Here is a 17,703-nt window from a genome sequence, read left to right as displayed (position 1 = left end):
AAGGCCACGTCATGACGCTCCAGACCCGCATCCACGCATCCCGCCGCTCGCCGACGGTCCTGGTCGCCGGCGGCGCCGGCTTCATCGGATCGCATCTCTGCGACGCGCTCCTGCAACGCGGCAGCATGGTGATCTGCCTGGACAATTTGTTCACGGGAACCACCGACAACATCCGGCCCCTGCTCAACCATCCGAACTTCCGCTTCATCGAGCATGACGTACGCGATTCCATCGAGATCGAGGGCGGGATCGACCGGATCTACAGCCTCGCCTGCCCGGCCTCGCCCCGCCATTATCAAGTCGATCCGGTCGGAACGATGAAGACTTGCGTGCTCGGCTCGATCAACCTGCTCGAACTGGCGCGGCAGAAGGGTTCCCGGATTCTTCAGGCCTCCACCAGCGAGGTCTACGGCGACCCGGAGGTGCATCCGCAGCCGGAATCCTATCTCGGCAACGTCAATCCCGTCGGGCCGCGGGCCTGTTACGACGAAGGCAAGCGGGCCGCGGAGACGCTGATGTTCGACTATCGGCGGATGCACGGGACGGAGATCAAGGTCGCGCGCATCTTCAACACCTACGGGCCGCGCATGCTCGAGAATGACGGCCGCGTCGTGTCCAACTTCATCGTGCAGGCGCTGCGTGGCGAGCCGATCACGATCTACGGCCAGGGCACGCAAACCCGCAGCTTCTGCTTCGTCGACGATCTTGTGCGGGGGCTTCAGCTCCTGATGGAGAGCCCCGCCTCGGTCACAGGTCCCTGCAATCTCGGCAATCCGCACGAGGTCACGATCGAGGCCATCGCCCGTGAGGTGCTGGCATGCACCGAATCTGCGTCCCCGCTGCGCTTCGAGCCCCTGCCAAAGGACGATCCGAAGCGGCGCAAGCCCGTGATCGACGCCGCCGAGAAGATCCTGGGATGGCGTCCGAAGGTGGCATTGAAGGACGGGCTTCAAGCGACCATTGCCTATTTCGCGCTCCGCCTCGCCGGGGAAACGCCAACGCTCGTGCCGGCCATCGCCGCGCGCAGGACGCGCCACCCAGCACGTGGCCGCCTGACGATGTCCGAGCAGCCGTGAAGGCCTTGGCGGATCGGCCGGTGTGCTCGCGCAATAGACCTAAAACGTTCCGGCCACAGTGACCCGAAACACCATCGGCTCGACCGGGTGCAGCACATAGTCCATCACGCCGTTCCCGCAGACCGCGGCCGGTGCGGCATTGGCGGCGCAGAGATTGTAGAGCGTATCGGTCTTCAACAGCGAGCCATAGGCATAGGTGATCTGGTTCGCCTTGCTGTTGAAGAGGTTGAGCACGTCGAGCTGGATTCGCCAGCCGTTCTCGCTGCGGTAGCCGAGCCGCGCGTTGACGATGCCGGTCGGGCGCGAGCGGAACGCATTGTCCTCGGTCAACGGGCTCGCGCCGATGTAGCGCCAGCGCGCGCTGCCGAACCACCCGGTCTTCTCGCCAAGTGTTATTCCGGCCGATGCCACCACCACCGGAGCATTGGGAATGTAGTTGCCGGGCGCATTGCCGGTCTGCGCCTCGGGATAGCCGGCAAGCGAGGCATAGACCGCGGCCTGCTCGCTGTCATAGCCCCGGAAGCGCGCATGCGTCATTGCGAGATCCGCGTCGATGTCGATCCAGGACCGTGGCCGGTAGTGGTTGGTCCACTCGAAGCCGTAGCGGCGGCTGGCGCGCGTTGCCGAGGTGTCGCCGGCATCGCCAGCGAACAGGATCTCGGAATCCTGGTCCAGGATGAAGAGGCTGAGAGAGCTGTCGAGGCCGGGAATGATCCTGCTGCGAACCCCGGCCTCCGCGCCTCTGGTGCGCACCAGGAGCGGCGACGGCGTGAGCCTTGTCGCGGGATCGGTGGGATCCTCCGTCGTGGTCGCACCGCGGGCATCGTTCGAGTGCATGCCGTAGCCGGCGCCGAGGAAGAATTCCGTATGATTGAACGGACCAAGCACCATCCTGAATTTCGGGCTGCCGAGCGCGGCATCGGCGCGACCGGAATTTGCGGCGTTGAACAGAGAGGTGACGTCGGCGGCGTAATAATCGCCCCGCCAGCCCAACGTCGTCCTGAGCCAGTCGGTCCAGCGCACCGTGTTCTCGGCATAGACCCCGACGCTGCCCTCGCCGACCTTGTCGCTGCGGATATTGCCGATGAAGCCGCGACGGAACGTATTGGTGAGCGCGAGGTCGATCGCATCATAACGCGATTGCAGACCGACGGTGGTCTGCATCGGCAGGCCGGCCAAGGAGCCGTCCAGCGTGCGCGAGACATTGGCGCCCGCCATCAAGCGGTCGTCGTGCTGGTGGAACTGGTCGCCGAGCACGGGATCGTCAAGGAAGTAAGTGAAATTATTGAAGAGGTCGAGTTGGCTCTTCACCAGATAGGCGTTGGCCTTCCATGAACCGATGTCGTCGGTCTGCGCGATGCGCCCGGACAGCGCAAAGCGGTTGGCATGACCACCGTCGCTCGGATCTTCCGAACCATAACGGCCGAGCAAGCCGCTGGTGATGGCGCGCTGCGGCACCTGGTCGGTCGAATTCCATTTGTTGACGTAGGCCATGCCGGTGATCGACATACCGTCGGTCGCGGTGCCCTGGCTGTAGCGTACGAGGCCGTTGAGCTTTCGCACGTTGTCCGGATTGTCCCACGGGCCGTCGTAGGTACCGATCTCGCCGGCCACCAGCAGCGAACCGTCGCCAACCTTCGCGGAATCCATGCCGAGCAGACGGCGGTAACCGAAGCTGCCGGCGCTCACCTGCGCCAGCCGCCTTGTGCTGTCGATCAGGCCGATGTGAACGCTTCCGACCGAGGCGAAGTCGCCTTCGTCGGCGAAGTAAGGTCCCTTGCGCACGTCCATTGCGGCGATGGTTTCCGGGATCAGCCAATTGAGATCGGCATAGCCCTGGCCATGCGCGTGGGTGCGCATGTTGACGGGGACGCCGTCGACGATGATCGCCAGATCGGTGCCGTGGTCGAGATTGTACCCGCGCAGGAAATACTGGTTGGCTTTGCCCTCGCCGGAATGCTGCGTCACGATCAGACCGGGCACGGCTTCGAGCGCCTCGCCCGGCCGTGTGAAAGGGCGCGCGTTGATCTCGTCGCCGGAGACAGTGATCTCGCTGGCCATGCCGGCTGCGGCCCTTGCACCCGAGCCGGCACTGCGCGGATCCGACGCCTGCGCCGTCGCGGAAGACACGAAGATCCGGCGGCCGGCCGCGGGCGATCTGGCGGCACGGCGCGATGCGGCCGTCATCTTGCGCCCGGGCGCGGCGCCACCACTGACCTCGACCGGCGGCAGTTCGCGTGAGGCGTCATTGCTCTGTGCAAAGGCGCGGCCGTCATCCGCGAGCAGCGCCAGGACCGAGAGTGCCGTCAAAGCGCCGCCGTGACGACCGTGCTCAGGCCGCCTCGGTCGCATCGGTGCATTCCAAAACTTTCGTGCCGGCGCGGCGAGGCTCGTTCCCGAACATGCGGCGATAGAGCACGACCGAGACGAGCCATGCGACCGCAAACAGCGCGATCACGACAAAGCCGACATTGGCAAGCGACTCGTTGAGGTCCTCGACCAGCACCCATGCGCCGCCGGAGAGACCGAGCCGCTCGCCGATCAGGCCGAGCGCTTCGATCCCGCCGATGAACAGTGCAACCGCGACGGAGGCGCCGGTGATCGTGAGATTGTACCAGAGCTTGCGCAAGGGATCGACGAAGGCCCAGCGATAGGCGCTCACCATCAGCGCGGAATCGGCAGCGTCGACCAGCGCCATGCCTGCAGCGAACAGCGCGGGGAAAACCAGCACATCGGCGAGCGAGGCGCCGCGCGCGGCTTCGCTGGCGGAGATGCTGAGCAGGCTGATCTCCGTTGCGGTGTCGAAGCCGAGGCCAAACAGGAAGCCGAGCGGGTACATGTGCCAGGGCTTCGTCACCAGGCGGAACATCGGGCCGAGCAGCCGGGCCAGAATACCGCGGCTGGCAAGCAGCGCATCGAGTTGCGCAGCATCGTGAACGCCCTGCTCCCGCGCCGCGCGAAACGTCCGCCACAGGCCGACGAAAATGACGAGGTTGATCGCGGCAACCGCAAGCAGGAACAGCGCCGAGACTGAGGTGCCGATGAGACCGCCGATCTCCTTGAGCAGGCTGTCGCCGCCGAGGCTCACGACGCCCAGTGCCAGCAGCATGGTCGCCACCACGACGACGGTGGAATGGCCGAGCGCGAAATAGAGGCCGACGCTGCGCGGCGTCTCGGCGCCTTGCATCAGCTTGCGCACGACGTTGTCGATCGCGGCAATGTGATCGGCATCGACGGCATGACGCAGGCCGAACACCCAGGCCAGCAAGGCCGTCGCCATCACCGTCGGCCGGTCGCCGAACAGCGTGAAGGCCCAGGCCCATGCGGCGATGTTGGCGGCGACGAGCCCGCCAAGCAGCGCCACCGTTCCGGGCTCGACCGCCCGCAAAGTCCGCATCGCTGCTCGTTCCATTCGCTCGCCCTTACAGTATGACGTTTATCAAAATTTCTCATACTGGCAAGAGCAAGAGCCGGACCAGTTTCGGTCTGCCCCCTGACGAGCCGACGGAATGCGAGCCAAATGGCGGGCCTGATGGAGGAATTCCGCGTCAGCGGGATCACCGCGCCGATGCGGGATGGGCGCTCGCATTGGCAAGCAGATATCCAGTTTGACGCCGAAGTTGACGGTCGTCAGGGGGAGCTCGACCCACGCAACTGGAACCCGTTGCTGTGAAACCGCTCACATCCGATTCGACGATCCCGATGTATTCATCGTGCCGGGTGGAGATGGCAGACGGAGACGCGCATGAAATTCCTCATGCTCTCGCTAATCGCAGCCATGCTTCTCGCCGGTGCGGCCAATAGCGTGTTCAGGCCGCATGCAGTACCTCACTTCGGTCAGCCCGGCATGGCGTCCATTCAAGACATGCAGACGGGCCAAGCCGACAAGCTTCCCGAGCAGGAGCTGCAGGACCGCTCCGTCTTGTTTGCGAATGAGCTGCGGTAGGCCGGCAGGCTCGCTTTATTCGGCCGCTGCGGTCGCAGGTTGCCGCTGCCCATCGTTCGGTCCCGTTCGCGCCATCTGCTCGTCGAGCCAGAGGCTGTGGTGCTCGCGCGCCCAGTTGACGTCGACTTCGCCCGAGCCCATGGCGGCGAACGCACCTTCCATGCCGATAGTGCCGATATAGATGTGCCCGATCATCGCCGCGACGAACAGGACCGCCACAATGGAGTGGACGATCTGGGCCATCTGCATGCTTTCGATACCCGTGCCGTAGAACGGGAACATCAGCGCATAGCCGCTCGCCGCGACGAGCCCACCACCGATCACGACGATCCAGTAGATCATCTTCTGGCCGCCATTGAAGCGATTGGCCGGTGGATGGTCATGCCCGATCAGGCCGCCACCCCGCTTGGCCCATTCGATATCCACCTTATTGGGGATATTGCCGCCGATCCACATCAGGAAGATCAGCACGACCCCCAGCGTGAACGGGAAGCTCAGATAATTGTGGGCGTATTTGGCCCATTGCGACCATTCGGAAAAGGCCTCGAAACCGATCAGCGGCAATAGCAGTTGCCGGCCAAAGGTGACGTTGAGGCCGGAGATCGCCAGGATGATGAAGCAGGTTGCCGTCATCCAGTGCACGAAACGTTCGAAACCGTTGAAGCGCACGATGGTGCGGCCCGAGTGGCCGCTTTCCAGCCGAACCATGCCGCGGGTGAGATAGAAGATCATGATCAGGGCGATCATGCCGATGATGGCAACGCCGCCGATCCAGGGCAGCGTCACCATGCGGAATTCCCGCCATTCCCGCCCCTGCGGCTGCTCGAGAACGCCGGACCGCTGATCCGGAATGCTGACACGCCCTTGAATCCGGTTCAGCTCCTGCAGAAGCTGCTGCTCCTTGACCGAGCTTGCAGTCGGATTGACCTGCTGAGCACTCGCAGGCGCCGCCATCGCCAAGAGAAGCAGCGTGCAAACGCCGAACGCCAGGCGAATGAACCTTCCAAATGACGCCATCACGTCCTCCCCGGTATTTGCGCGCCCTTCTGTTGCCACCTCAGGACTCGATCGCCTCGCGATAAGCGGTCTTCCAGCCCCATGCACCCGAGCCGTAGCCGCGCTTCATGACGCGCTCCTTGTAGATCTGTGCGATGATCTCGCCGTCGCCCGCAAGCAACGACTTGGTCGAGCACATCTCAGCGCACAGCGGCAGCTTGCCTTCGGCCAGCCGGTTCGCACCGTACTTCGCATATTCCTCCTTGCTGCCGTCGGCCTCAGGGCCGCCGGCGCAATAGGTGCACTTGTCCATCTTGCCCCGCGAGCCGAAGTTTCCGACCTTTGGATATTGCGGCGCGCCGAACGGACAGGCGTAGAAGCAATAGCCGCAGCCGATGCAGAGGTCCTTGGAGTGCAGCACCACGGCATCGGCCGTGGTGTAGAAGCAGTTCACCGGACAGACCGCCGCGCAGGGCGCGTCCGTGCAGTGCATGCAGGCCATCGAGATCGAGCGCTCGCCCGGCTTGCCGTCGTTGATGGTGACGACACGCCGCCGGTTGATGCCCCAGGGCACCTCGTGCTCGTTCTTGCAGGCGGTGACGCAGGCGTTGCACTCGATGCAGCGATCAGCGTCGCAGAGAAATTTCATCCGAGCCATGTGCGTGCTCCTCTCAGGCTGCGACGATCTGACAAAGCGTGACCTTCGGCTCCTGCATGCCGGTTGCAGGATCGTAGCCGTAGCTCGTGATCGTGTTGGCGCTCTCGCCCAGCACGATCGGATCGGTGCCGGCAGGATAGTTCTTGCGCAGGTCGTTACCGCCGAGCCAGCCGCCGAAATGGAACGGCATCCAGGCGACGCCCTTGCCGACGCGTTCGGTCACCATCGCCTTCATCTTGGCCCGCGAGTTGTTCTCAGCGCCGCTCACCCAGACCCAGCCGCCGTCCTTGATGCCGCGATCGGCGGCATCAGCCGGGCTGATCTCGATGAACATGTCCTGTTGCAATTCGGCGAGCCACGGATTGGTGCGGGTTTCCTCGCCGCCGCCTTCGTATTCGACGAGACGTCCGGAGGAGAGGATCAGCGGGAACTGCTTGGCGATCCCCTTCTCCACCGCCGCCTTCTGCACCGAGAAGCCGATGTTGGGCAGACGGAACTGCTTGGCATCGGGCAAGGTCGGATACTTCTCGACGAGGTCGACGCGCGGCGTGTAGATCGGCTCGCGGTGCACCGGGATTGGATCCGGCAGACCGAACGCATTCATGCGCGCCTTGCCGTTGCCGAAGGGCACGCAGCCATGCTTCAGCGCGACGCGCTGGATGCCGCCGGAGAGGTCGAGCGCCCAGGACACCGCATCCGGATTGGCCGGGTTGACCCGCTGGATCGTCGCCATCTCGGCCTCGGTGAGATCCTTGTCCCAACCGAGCTTCTTCAGGCTCGCCAGCGTGAACTCGGGATAGCCGTCCTCGATCTCCGAGCCCTTGGAGAAGGACTTGTCGGCGAGCAGGCTGACCTTGCGCGTCGTGCCGTCGGGCAGCTTCTCCTCGCGCTCGATGCCGAAGCGCGGACGGAATGCGCCGCCGCCGTCCATGACGTGCAGATTGTTGTTGTAGAGCAGCGGCGAGCCGGGATGCTTCACCTCGGGCGAGCCCCAGCACGGCCAAGGCAGGCCGTAATAATCGCCGCCGACTTCCGGATCGTCCTTGGGGGCGCGCATCGTCACCAGGTCGAACTTGTGCTGGTTCTTCATGTGCGCCTTGATGCGCTCCGGCGACTGGCCGCAATAACCGGTCGACCAGCTTCCACGGTTGATCTCGCGCAGCACGTCCTCGGGGACCGGAAGGTTGTTCTCGACCTTGATATTCTTGAACATCTTGTCGGCGAAGCCGAACTTCTTCGCCAGCAGATAGATGATCTCGAGGTCGTCCTTGGATTCGAAGATCGGCTTGACGATCTGCTCGCCCCATTGCATCGAGCGGTTGGAGGCGACGCGCGATCCCGCGCATTCGAACTGCGTCGCCACGGGCAGGATATAGACGCCGTCCTTGCGTCCGGCCTCGACCGCCAGAGACGCCCAGGTGGTCGGGTGCGGATCGGCGATCACCAGCAGCTCCAGCGCCTTCAGGCCCTTCAGCGATTCGGGAATGCGCGTGATGCTGTTGCTGGCGTGGCCTTGCACGAACACGGCCTTGACGTTGTCCTTCTGTGCGACGTCGGCCTTCGGCAACAGCGCCGCATCGAACCAGCGCGTCAGCGGGATGCCTGGCGTCTCCATCTGCTTCTTCTCGTCGAAGCGCGAGACGAGATAGTCGTAGTCGACCTCCCAGACCCGGGACCAGTGCTTCCAGGCGCCCTCCGCGAGGCCGTAATAGAACGGCAACGTCACGATATCGAGGCCGACGTCGGTCGCGCCCTGCACGTTGTCATGGCCGCGCAGGATGTTGGCGCCGGCCCCGGCCTTGCCGACGTTGCCCGTCATCAGCAGCGCGATGCAGCTCGCCCGCACGTTGGCGGTGCCGACCGTGTGCTGGGTCTGGCCCATGCACCAGATGATGGTCGCGGGCTTGACCGTCGCGAATGTCTTGGCGACGCGCTCGAGCTGCGCCGCGGGCACACCGGTGACGCGCTCGACCTCCTGCGGATTCCATTTCTCGACCTCCTTGCGCAGGTCGTCGAAGCCGTAGACGCGCTGGGCGATGAATTCCTTGTCCTCCCAGCCGTTCTTCAGGATGTGCCACATCATGCCGTAGAGCACGGGAATGTCGGTGCCGGGACGGATGCGGACATATTCGGTGGCATGTGCCGCGGTGCGGGTCAGGCGCGGATCGAAGACGATGAAATTCGCCTTGTTGAGCTCCTTGGATTCGAGCAGGTGCTGCATGCTGACCGGATGCGCTTCCGCCGCGTTGCTGCCGATGAACAGCATCGTCTTGGAGTTGCGCATGTCGTTGATGCTGTTCGTCATCGCGCCGTAGCCCCAGGTATTGGCGACGCCGGTGACGGTGGTGGAGTGGCAGATCCGCGCCTGGTGATCGGTGTTGTTGGTGCCCCAGAACGCGCCCAACTTGCGGAACAGGTAGGCTCCTTCGTTGGTCATCTTGGCCGAGCCGAGCCAATAGACCGAATCGCTGCCCGACTTCTCGCGAACCTGCAGCAGCTTGTCGCCGATCTCGTTCACCGCCGTGTCCCACGACACGCGCGTCCACTGCCCGTTCACCAGCTTCATCGGATAGCGCAGGCGGCGATCGCTGTGCACGAGCTCGCGCACCGAGGCGCCCTTGGCGCAATGCGAGCCACGGTTGATCGGCGAATCCCAGCTCGGTTCCTGCCCGATCCAGACTCCGTTGAGGACTTCCGCCGTCACCGTGCAGCCCACGGCACAATGCGTGCAGATGCTCTTCTTGACGGTGGCGCCGGCTGCGAGCGGGCCGGCGGCGGCCGCCTCCGCCTTTCGCACGTTGCCCACCGGCATGGCCCCGAGCGCGGCGAGCGCGCCGCCGGCCAAACCGGATTTGCGCAGGAATGTGCGGCGATCAAGTCCCCCGCCCTGCCCCGCAAGGGATTCGGCGACGGAACCGCGGCGATCGGAACGCTGGTGTGTTCGCTTGATAAGCACGGGCAGCCTCCCTCTCAGGCCGGATAACGATTGACGCGGTAGAACGTCTTCACGTGATCGGATTCCTTGTAGCGCGCCTTGCGCTTCTCATCGTTGGTTTCACTGTCGGCCTGGGCGGACCCGACCAACGGTGTTGCAAGCGCCGCGCCGGCACCGGCGGTACCCAAGCCGACCTTGCGCAGGAAATCGCGGCGTCCGACCTTTGATTTCGTCTCGTCACTCATCGCATCTCTCCCGGACCGAAGCGCCTCGGTCAGCTGGCGAATGTAAATGCTTCCGTCTCGATTTCGATGAAAGTGCGGCCGAGCGCGCCGACTGCGCGATAGAAACGGGCAGTCCCCGCGTTCTCGATGTCGGCGAACAACCGCCCCATCCATGGCGACACGTGCTTTTCGAAGAAGGCGCGCTGCGCCTCGTGTGAGGCATCGAAGCGGCCATCGGCAAGGCCCGACATGATCTCGCACAGGATGGCAGCGTGATCTTCGGGTTCGGAATCGTTGGCGATACGCTCGATGCCGAGCGTCATCAGGTCGCCGCGCAGGCGCGACAAAGGCCGTTCGTTGAGAAAGCCCGTGAGATAATAGGAAGCATAGGGCAGCAATTCACCGCGGCCGAGCCCGACAAACAAATCGAAATACTCCCGCTCGACTTTCGACGGGACGGCGCTCGAGGCCGCGTCGGCGAGCGCCGCATGCGCACGACCGAGCGGCGTCGCGTCTCCGCTGAGCGCGGCGAGCTGATCGAGCAGGCGCTTCGACGGAGGCGCAGACAGCAGCGCCGCGAGCAAGACGTATTCCCGCGCGCGCGCCGCATCGATGGGATCGACGAGCTCGGCGGAGCCGGCTTGCTCACCGTAAAGATCGGGCCGCAGATCGTTTCGGGAGACGCCGGTCGCCGTTTCGACTGCAACCACCCGTTGTGCGGGCACACGGGTCCAATTCGAGACGGAGGGCTGGCTGATGCCTATTTTGCGTGCAAGCTGAGCGATGCCGCCTGCGGCATCGATCGCTCGATCAAGTCCGTCATCGCGCACGTGGACCTCCCATCCCAGTCCCGTCTGCTTGATTATCGCTTTTGTTACAAAGCAGTAGGTAGCGTAATCCGGGTTCCAGCAACGGTCAATCGCCTGCCATAGCCTGTACCTATAGTCTTTGGTCGTGGTTCAGCGCGGCAGTGCACCACCATGCGTGCGGGACCTCACAGGCTCTGCAGAATCCGCAGGTCTTTCACCCACTGTCGGTTGCACTGCAGCAGGGATTGCCAGGTGCTGCGTCTCATCGGGCGGCTCGACGACATTGGAAACAAGTGCCACATCGGCTTGATGCGATTCCGCCGGAGAATCCGCCGTTTCGATCGACGCCTCGGCAAGAGACTGGGCCGCAGACTTGGCCGCCTCGCGCACGCCGCCGACAATGCGATCGACCAGTGCGGCCAGCTCCTCCGAGGAACAATCCAGCGGGCCAAATCCCGGCATCGCCGTCGGGTCGTTGAAGTCCCATGCATTCTCCGCGAGCCCGACGAAGTCGCGAATCGCGGGATCGGTCGCCCAAGCGCGGCGAAGAGCCGCAAGGCTCAACTCGCGAGGAATCCCCTTGCCGAGGAAGGCCGTGATGTCGGTGGCAGCATTGATCTCGTCGATCGACGGCAGGCTCGACAGATCGAACTCCGTCTCGTCCTCTTTGTCCTCGGACGGCGGCGTCGGCTGCGCCGGGGCAGGTTTCGCCGGCTCCGCTCGCGACTGCTGTTTGCGGCGGGACCAACGCGCAAGGAAGTCCTCCTCACTCATTCCTTTCCGCCTTCATGTTCGCGCCGCGCCAGCGCCTCCGGATCGGCACGGCGCCGCTTGCGTTTGACGAATTCGCGCTCGACATGGTGCTCGGCCACGAAGCTTTCAATCGCCTCGCGCAGCACTTCCGGCATCGGCACGGCCTCGACGAGATTGTCGGCGGCTTCGGTAAAGCCTTCGCCCTCGGCGGGGTCGGCGGTCACCGCGGTGACTGCATAGGGCCAGACGCCTTCCGCAGGCGACAACACGACCCAGATGCTCGGACCGCCGGAGGCGAGATTGTCGCGATAGCGCGCCGTCTCCGACGGATAGAGATCGATGGTCGCACTTCCGGCATAGAACAGGGTCGTGCCGTCCTGCTCGCGAAGCACGGTCCATGGCTCGGTCGACGGCTCGTCCGGCAGGACAGCAATTCCGCGCCAGATGAAATCGACCCAAGGCGAGTCGGCCTTGCGCCGCTCGACTACGACGCCGACGGCAATCGAGAGGGACGGCAATGCCGCGGGGCTCACGTCGCCATCTCCAGCCGCTTCACCGGCAACCCGGTCAGCAGATTCTGTGGCTTCATCCGCAGCTTCTGATCCGCCGTCATCGACAGGATCAGGTAGACCGGCTCATCCCCGACATCGTCGAGGGCACGGCTGGAATCCGCAAACGTCAGCCGGAACAGCGCCAGCACGCGATCGGCGTCGCGCTCGCCGAGCTCTTCGCCGTGCCACAGACGGTCGCCGAGCCTCGTGGCATCGGCATCGAGCCCGACATACCAGCTCAGCTTCGCCTCGTGCAGCGCCCGTAGCGGCTCGATCACGACATCGATGCCGAGCAGATGGGAGACCCAACGCGTCATCGCCTGCGCCAGCGCTACAGGTCCGCGGCCGTCGGCGGTCAGGTCGAGGGCCATGTCGAACTGGTCGCTGCGGTGCCAATAGGCCTCGGCATTCTCCTCGCCCAACACCTCGACCACCGCATCGGTGGTGGCGCCGAGCATCGACATCAGCGAGAGCACCGGGGTCGGGCTCCGGCCGCCGACGACCTCCTCGTCTCCCAGCAACAAAGCGTGCTCATGTGGGAGAACGCGCTGGATCCGGAAGAACAATTCGGCCGCGCGCAGCACGAACGGGTCATCACAGCCGTCGAGCGCGTTGCGCAGGATGACGTGCACGAGCTGGTTGACGAACAGCGGCGGCAGATCGTTCGCCCCTGATCGCACCCAGGCAAGATAGGCCGCTTCGAGCGTCGGATGCCGCAGCAGAAGATCGCGGAACGCCAGCACGAACTGCCAATTCTCCCTGGCATCAGCATCGGCAATCGCGGCGATCTCGCCGGCGCCGACGGCCTGGCGCGGGTCGGCGAGCAGATCGCGATGCAGCCGGCGTTCGACCGGGCACGCGTCGTCCGGCGGCATCAGCTCGGGACGGGCAAAATAGGCTTTGAGAAATTCGTCCGTGACACGCAGGCCGCCGCCCTCGTCGCGATCGAGCAGGTGGTGACCACAGGAGATCCAGAAATCGTTCATCGGACGGTCGGCTCCCGGCCAAGATCCGCAAGCCTGAGATCGCCGTCCGGCTCGACGTCGTCCTCCATCTCGATGAACGAGAACGCCTTGCCATGCCCCTGGCCTTCCCGAAGCTGCAGCCGGCGGAACGACTCGCGGACCTCCCCGTCGCTCGAGGTGCGGTGCACTGCAATAAGCGAGCTGATGGGATGGCTGCAGAGCGACTGGGCAAAAGCGACCTCCTCTTCGGCCGCCGTTTTCGCCGCCGCCATATCCGGCGCGCCGAAACGATCGACCAATTGCCTCGCCAGCAGATCGACCAGGCCGTGGTAATCGTCCGCGGTCGCCGGAACGATCTGCGCCAGCGTCGACCAGCCCCAGGATTGCACCCCGAGGAACCCACCGCGAAACGCCGCGCGGGCCTTGCCCTCGAGCTTCGCGCCATCGCAATCCCAGAAGCGGAAGGCGCCGGAAACGGCCCATTCGCCCGGCTCTGCCGCCACGTCGAACACGAAAGTGTCCGAGGGATCGAGCGCGATCGTGCGCAGGAGTTTCACAGGCGCGGTCCTCCGAGGGCCGGATCGAGCCAGGACGGCACCGCGAGCGCCCGGATCAGGTCGCTTCGTTCGATCGTCTCCGTCCCGATGCGGCGCGTCAGGAGGTCGCCGCAATCATCTATGCGCTGTATCGTCTGCCTTTCACGTGGCATCCGCGTGAGATAGTCGCGCGCGACGCTGTCGAAGCCATCGACCCGCCAGCCGTCCAGCGCCAGCATCAGATGCCGGGCGAAGCTTTCCGTGATCTGCGCCGCGCCCGCCTCGCCAAAGCCTTCCTGGTCAAGCGCCGAGGCCAGCGGGTGGACGCCTGGATCGTCATCATTCATGGCAACCGTCCGTATCATCGCGCCGAAGACCAGCCAGGGCGGCGGCGCGTCCTCGTCAGCTCCGGAACACCAACCCATCCGTCCGCCGCCGACCAGCCCCCCGTCGATCCTGACCGCATCCGGCCAGCCGATCGTGATCGGCTTGCTCGGCGGTGCATAGGCGCGAAGCGCGTCGGTGAGCGCGACCATGCCTGCGTAGAACGCACGCCGCGCGCTGCGCAACGGCTCGGCCGGCTCGAGCACCACGGCGAACTCGGCGAGGTCGAAGCGGCCGACATAGACGAGCGTTCCGGCGCCGCTCTCCGGTGCGATGCGGCATGCATGGGCAAAAGCGTCGCCGCTCTCGCGCAATCGCACCAATGTGAACGGCGGCGGCAGGTGGATCGGTTCCGCCGTGGAAACATGGCTCACTGGGATCGACGGCAGACCGTCCTCCGCTTTCCTTTTCTTCCCGATGGATAATGTCTATACGAGGCGAAGGGCCGGCGCGAGTCCGTCGTCGTCGTCCGAAGGGCGGAGGAGTTAACCTGGAGCAGCCGTCGAAGACCATCCTGATCTGCTCGTGCGAAGACACGATGCGCCTCGACGTGGCTGCAATCCGGCGCGCATGTCCGAACAGCGAGGTCAAGAGCTTCCGCCACCTCTGCGGGGCGGAGCTCGATCATTTCCGCAACATGGCCGCGACAGAAGGCGTGTTGACGGTCGCCTGCACGCAGCAGGCGGCGCAGTTTTCGGACGAGGCCGGCGAGCGGCCTGACGCGATCGGCTTCGTCAATATCCGCGAGACGGCTGGCTGGTCCCGCGACGGCGCGCACGCCGGCGCAAAAATGGCCGCCCTGCTCGCATCCGCCTCCATCCCCGCCCCGGACTATCCGCTCGTCACCTTGTCGAGCGAGGGCGTCATCCTGATCTACGGGCGCGATGAGGCCGCGATCGAGGCCGGCCGCCTGCTTGCCGATCACCTCGACGTCACCGTGATGCTGAAGCAGCTCGATGACACGGTGCCGCCGGTTGCCACGGTGTTCCCGATCGTGAAGGGCACGATCCGCTCCGCGAAGGGACATTTCGGCGCGTTCGAGCTGGTCATCGACGATTATGCGCGTCCCCGCCCCTCCTCGCGCGATCACTTCGTGCTCGACTCGCCGCGAAGCGGGGTCACCTCGCGCTGCGATATCGTGCTCGATCTTTCCGGCGGTCTGCCAATGTTTCCCGCCCACGACCTGCGCGACGGCTATCTCCGCGCCGACACGAAAGATCCCGCCGCGGTGCTGCGCGCGGTGCTGACCGCGCGCGATCTCGTCGGCAGCTTCGACAAGCCCAGATATGTCGAGGTTGCGCCGGCGCTTTGCGCCCATTCGCGCTCGAAGCGTACGGGCTGCCATCGCTGTCTCGATCTTTGCCCGACCGGGGCAATCACGCCCGTCGGCGATCATATCGCAATCGATCCGAATATCTGCGCGGGCTGCGGCCAATGCGCGGCGGCCTGCCCGACCAGCGCGGTCTCCTACGCGCTGCCGCCCGCCGATACGCAGCTCCATAAACTTCGCGCCATGCTGCTCGCCTATCGCGAGGCCGGCGGCGCGAATGCGGTGCTGCTCTTTCACGACAGCCCGCACGGCACGCCGTTGATCGACGCCCTCGCGCGGCATGGCGACGGCCTGCCGGCGAACGTGCTTCCCTTTGCCGTCAACGAGCTCACGCAGGTCGGGCTGGAGGCGATCGTCGGCGCCTTCGCCTATGGCGTCTCTGCCGTGCGCTTCCTGCTCCGTGGCAAGCCGCGCCACGACGTGACCGGATTGACGCAGACGATCGCGATGGCTGAGGCGATCCTCGGCGGCCTTGGATTTGCGGGCCGTCGCCTCGCTACGATCGAAACCGACGATCCCGACGCGCTCGGCGCGCATTTGACTGATATCGGCACGCTCGCCGCGGTCCCGACGCCGGCAACTTTCAAGACTGTCGGCAAGCGGCGCGACCTCTTGCGGTTCGCCCTCAGCGAGTTGCATCGGCTGGCGCCGCAGCCGGTGGACGTCATCGCGCTGCCGCAAGGTGCGCCGGTCGGCGCAATCAGCGTCGAGGCCGATGGCTGCACGCTGTGCCTATCCTGCGTCTCGGCCTGCCCGACCGGCGCGCTGCGCGACGATCCCGAGCGGCCGGTGCTGAAATTCATCGAGGATGCCTGCGTCCAGTGCGGCCTGTGCCAGAGCACCTGTCCGGAGAAGGTGATCAGCCTCAAGCCGCAGATCGATTTCCGCGCTGCGCGAGCGCCCGCCCTTGTCATTAAGGAAGAGGAGCCCGCGCTCTGCGTCCGCTGCGGCACGCCCTTCGGCGTCAAGAGCACGATCGACCGCATCGCCGCCAAGCTCGAAGGCCGGCACTGGATGTATCCGGCCGGCGACAAGCGAATCGAGGCGCTCAGGATGTGCGCGGACTGCCGCGTCGTGGTCATGAGCGAACAGCAATTCGATCCGTTCAAGGGCGTTCCGGAACGAACGCCGCCGCGAACGACGGATGATTACATCCGCGAACGCAACGGCAAGGACTAAAGCGGACGCCGTCGAATCGGCGCAAGGCAATCATCTCGACGTCGCGCGGGCCAGAAATTCGGTCAGCGCGCGCCGGTCCTCGGCCGAGCCGATGCGCTGCTCCGGCATCTTGGTGCCGGGGGTGTAGGCATTCGGCCCGATTTCGAACAATCGTGCGACGGTTTCCGGCGTCCAGACGATGTCCATCGTCTTCAGTGCATCAGAGAAGCGATATCCCGGCACCGAAGCGATCTTGCGGCCGTAGAGTCCCGCAAGTGTAGGACCCGCGCGCTGCACCTCCTTGTCCGAGAGCGTGTGGCAGGCAACACAGGCCCGAAACACATCGGCGCCGTGATCGCCGGCATAGGCCGCAAGCGGGTCGGCCGGTGTGCCGACCAGGCTTGAACCGATGGGATTGCCGGTGCGGGCATTCCAGCGCCTGATCCTGCCGTCCGCACCACCCGTCATCAGTGTCTCGCGATCGGCAAGGAAGGCGACCGCCCACACCGGCAGCCCGGGCCCAACCAGGGTGCGCAGCAGGTTGCGCGACTTGCGATCGATGATCGCCACCGTGCCGCCGATCCCGGCCGCAGCGACCAGCGCACCGTCCGCCGACATGGCCAAGGCCACCACCGGCGTCGGACTGGCCGCGACCTCGCCGCTGACCTTGCCGTCCGTTGTCAGCATGCGCAGCCTGCCATCGACCGCGCCCGTGACGATTTCACCATCCGGCGCGACAGCCACCGCGTTCAGCGGCGCCGGCAAAGTCACGATGTCAGGTTGGCCATCCGGCAAACGCCAGATGCGCAGCGCAAGATCGTAGCCGACACTGACGAGCCTGCCGTCCGGCAGGAAAGCGACCCCATTGACGTTCTGCGTATGTCCTTCGAGCACGCGGGATGTGCCGTCCGACAGCGACCAGAGCCGCACTGTCTGGTCCCATGACGCCGATGCGAGAAGCGTCCCATCGGACGACACAGCAAGCGCCGCGATCGGAGCGACATGTCCCTCCAGCACCCGGTCCGGCTCCGGCCGGCCCGCCGTCCACACCGCAATGCGCGCATCGGCGCCGGCCGTGATCATGCGGCCGTCTTTGAGAAAGGCGACGGCGTTGACCCCATCGGCATGATACCGCAGCACGTGCTCTGCTGTATCTGTCCTGAGCGACCAGCGGATGACGGCGGTGTCGAAGCTGCCGGAGAGAAGGCTGTCGTCATCGGGCGAAATGGCGAGAGCCCGTATCGGGCCGCCGTGTCCGACCATGTCGGCATGCACGGACGATGCGGCAAAGATGGTCCACAGCAATGCGGCCACCTTCGTGCACAGAGCCGATCTGTTCATTCCTGGCCGCCTGCTGACATTCACCCGCTCGAGATTGCCAG

17 protein-coding genes are annotated in these 17,703 nt (G+C 65.1%); 4 read left to right on the top strand and 13 right to left on the bottom strand.

Features of this window, described 5'->3' with window-relative positions; genetic code table 11:
* Positions 1 to 11 precede the first annotated feature (11 nt).
* A complete protein-coding gene (locus I6F12_RS05875) occupies positions 12 to 1,076 on the top strand; it encodes a UDP-glucuronic acid decarboxylase family protein (protein WP_225155711.1) in 1,065 nt (354 codons plus the stop codon).
* A 39-nt stretch (positions 1,077 to 1,115) separates the two neighbouring features.
* Here the strand turns inward: I6F12_RS05875 and I6F12_RS05870 are convergent, their stop codons facing one another.
* Positions 1,116 to 3,428, bottom strand: a complete 2,313-nt coding sequence (locus I6F12_RS05870) for a TonB-dependent receptor (protein ID WP_225155710.1) — start codon at positions 3,426 to 3,428, stop codon at positions 1,116 to 1,118.
* A complete protein-coding gene (locus tag I6F12_RS05865; protein ID WP_225155709.1) occupies positions 3,409 to 4,488 on the bottom strand; it encodes a HoxN/HupN/NixA family nickel/cobalt transporter in 1,080 nt (359 codons plus the stop codon). Before I6F12_RS05865 ends, I6F12_RS05870 begins: the two co-directional genes overlap by 20 nt.
* 108 nt (positions 4,489 to 4,596) lie before the next feature.
* Here I6F12_RS05865 and I6F12_RS05860 point away from each other — a divergent pair, with 108 nt between their 5' ends.
* Together I6F12_RS05860 and I6F12_RS05855 are read left to right on the top strand one after the other, a co-directional pair.
* A complete protein-coding gene (locus tag I6F12_RS05860; protein ID WP_156447252.1) occupies positions 4,597 to 4,749 on the top strand; it encodes a hypothetical protein in 153 nt (50 codons plus the stop codon).
* Positions 4,750 to 4,821: 72 nt separating this feature from the next.
* Complete coding sequence (locus tag I6F12_RS05855; RefSeq protein WP_225155708.1) at positions 4,822 to 5,022, top strand: hypothetical protein; 201 nt, start codon at positions 4,822 to 4,824, stop codon at positions 5,020 to 5,022.
* A 15-nt stretch (positions 5,023 to 5,037) separates the two neighbouring features.
* On the opposite strand, the gene I6F12_RS05850 is transcribed toward I6F12_RS05855, so the two are convergent.
* From I6F12_RS05850 to I6F12_RS05805, 10 genes are all read right to left on the bottom strand, one after another.
* Positions 5,038 to 6,039 (bottom strand): formate dehydrogenase subunit gamma, encoded by a 1,002-nt coding sequence (locus tag I6F12_RS05850; protein ID WP_036023646.1) that lies wholly within the window; start codon positions 6,037 to 6,039, stop codon positions 5,038 to 5,040.
* Between the two features lie 40 nt (positions 6,040 to 6,079).
* Positions 6,080 to 6,676 carry a formate dehydrogenase FDH3 subunit beta gene (gene fdh3B / locus I6F12_RS05845; protein ID WP_036005105.1) on the bottom strand — a complete coding sequence of 199 codons (597 nt, stop codon included), beginning with the start codon at positions 6,674 to 6,676 and terminating at the stop codon, positions 6,080 to 6,082.
* Between the two features lie 13 nt (positions 6,677 to 6,689).
* Positions 6,690 to 9,632, bottom strand: a complete 2,943-nt coding sequence (locus tag I6F12_RS05840; protein ID WP_158284415.1) for a formate dehydrogenase subunit alpha — start codon at positions 9,630 to 9,632, stop codon at positions 6,690 to 6,692.
* Positions 9,633 to 9,646: 14 nt separating this feature from the next.
* Positions 9,647 to 9,856, bottom strand: coding sequence for a twin-arginine translocation signal domain-containing protein (locus I6F12_RS05835; protein ID WP_036023641.1), 210 nt, complete (start codon positions 9,854 to 9,856; stop codon positions 9,647 to 9,649).
* A 29-nt stretch (positions 9,857 to 9,885) separates the two neighbouring features.
* Entirely contained in the window at positions 9,886 to 10,665 is a 780-nt protein-coding gene (locus I6F12_RS05830; protein WP_225149766.1) for a molecular chaperone TorD family protein, read from the bottom strand.
* A 129-nt stretch (positions 10,666 to 10,794) separates the two neighbouring features.
* On the bottom strand, positions 10,795 to 11,418 hold the full coding sequence (locus I6F12_RS05825; protein ID WP_225111857.1) for a DUF3306 domain-containing protein: 624 nt from the start codon (positions 11,416 to 11,418) through the stop codon (positions 10,795 to 10,797).
* The gene (locus tag I6F12_RS05820; protein ID WP_036005120.1) at positions 11,415 to 11,930 is read right to left on the bottom strand and encodes a DUF3305 domain-containing protein; all 516 of its coding nucleotides are present in this window, start codon (positions 11,928 to 11,930) and stop codon (positions 11,415 to 11,417) included. The genes I6F12_RS05825 and I6F12_RS05820 overlap by 4 nt, the downstream gene beginning before the upstream one ends.
* On the bottom strand, positions 11,927 to 12,934 hold the full coding sequence (locus tag I6F12_RS05815; RefSeq protein WP_225111855.1) for a DUF6352 family protein: 1,008 nt from the start codon (positions 12,932 to 12,934) through the stop codon (positions 11,927 to 11,929). Before I6F12_RS05815 ends, I6F12_RS05820 begins: the two co-directional genes overlap by 4 nt.
* On the bottom strand, positions 12,931 to 13,470 hold the full coding sequence (locus tag I6F12_RS05810) for a DUF6505 family protein (RefSeq protein WP_036005125.1): 540 nt from the start codon (positions 13,468 to 13,470) through the stop codon (positions 12,931 to 12,933). The genes I6F12_RS05815 and I6F12_RS05810 overlap by 4 nt, the downstream gene beginning before the upstream one ends.
* Positions 13,467 to 14,207 (bottom strand): biotin/lipoate--protein ligase family protein, encoded by a 741-nt coding sequence (locus tag I6F12_RS05805; protein ID WP_225155707.1) that lies wholly within the window; start codon positions 14,205 to 14,207, stop codon positions 13,467 to 13,469. The genes I6F12_RS05810 and I6F12_RS05805 overlap by 4 nt, the downstream gene beginning before the upstream one ends.
* A gap of 164 nt (positions 14,208 to 14,371) precedes the next feature.
* Here I6F12_RS05805 and I6F12_RS05800 point away from each other — a divergent pair, with 164 nt between their 5' ends.
* Entirely contained in the window at positions 14,372 to 16,342 is a 1,971-nt protein-coding gene (locus tag I6F12_RS05800) for a 4Fe-4S binding protein (protein WP_225155706.1), read from the top strand.
* Between the two features lie 30 nt (positions 16,343 to 16,372).
* On the opposite strand, the gene I6F12_RS05795 is transcribed toward I6F12_RS05800, so the two are convergent.
* Positions 16,373 to 17,662 (bottom strand): c-type cytochrome, encoded by a 1,290-nt coding sequence (locus tag I6F12_RS05795; RefSeq protein WP_036005133.1) that lies wholly within the window; start codon positions 17,660 to 17,662, stop codon positions 16,373 to 16,375.
* Between the last annotated feature and the right edge of the window lie 41 nt (positions 17,663 to 17,703).

It is taken from the genome of Bradyrhizobium sp. IC4059, from assembly GCF_020193615.1.
GTDB classification, from domain to species: Bacteria; Pseudomonadota; Alphaproteobacteria; order Rhizobiales; family Xanthobacteraceae; genus Bradyrhizobium; species Bradyrhizobium yuanmingense.
This window is presented reverse-complemented; position numbering and strand designations above follow the sequence as displayed.

Excerpts from the sequence above, each read along its gene's own strand:
- I6F12_RS05860 (WP_156447252.1), top strand. The coding sequence starts at position 4,597 with ATGGCGGGCCTGATGGAGGAATTCCGCGTCAGCGGGATCACCGCGCCG.
- I6F12_RS05865 (WP_225155709.1), bottom strand. The coding sequence starts at position 4,488 with ATGGAACGAGCAGCGATGCGGACTTTGCGGGCGGTCGAGCCCGGAACG.
- I6F12_RS05815 (WP_225111855.1), bottom strand. The coding sequence starts at position 12,934 with ATGAACGATTTCTGGATCTCCTGTGGTCACCACCTGCTCGATCGCGAC.
- I6F12_RS05870 (WP_225155710.1), bottom strand. The coding sequence starts at position 3,428 with ATGCGACCGAGGCGGCCTGAGCACGGTCGTCACGGCGGCGCTTTGACG.
- I6F12_RS05800 (WP_225155706.1), top strand. The coding sequence starts at position 14,372 with ATGCGCCTCGACGTGGCTGCAATCCGGCGCGCATGTCCGAACAGCGAG.
- I6F12_RS05795 (WP_036005133.1), bottom strand. The coding sequence starts at position 17,662 with ATGAACAGATCGGCTCTGTGCACGAAGGTGGCCGCATTGCTGTGGACC.
- I6F12_RS05850 (WP_036023646.1), bottom strand. The coding sequence starts at position 6,039 with ATGGCGTCATTTGGAAGGTTCATTCGCCTGGCGTTCGGCGTTTGCACG.
- I6F12_RS05855 (WP_225155708.1), top strand. The coding sequence starts at position 4,822 with ATGAAATTCCTCATGCTCTCGCTAATCGCAGCCATGCTTCTCGCCGGT.
- I6F12_RS05835 (WP_036023641.1), bottom strand. The coding sequence starts at position 9,856 with ATGAGTGACGAGACGAAATCAAAGGTCGGACGCCGCGATTTCCTGCGC.
- fdh3B (WP_036005105.1), bottom strand. The coding sequence starts at position 6,676 with ATGGCTCGGATGAAATTTCTCTGCGACGCTGATCGCTGCATCGAGTGC.
- I6F12_RS05825 (WP_225111857.1), bottom strand. The coding sequence starts at position 11,418 with ATGAGTGAGGAGGACTTCCTTGCGCGTTGGTCCCGCCGCAAACAGCAG.
- I6F12_RS05875 (WP_225155711.1), top strand. The coding sequence starts at position 12 with ATGACGCTCCAGACCCGCATCCACGCATCCCGCCGCTCGCCGACGGTC.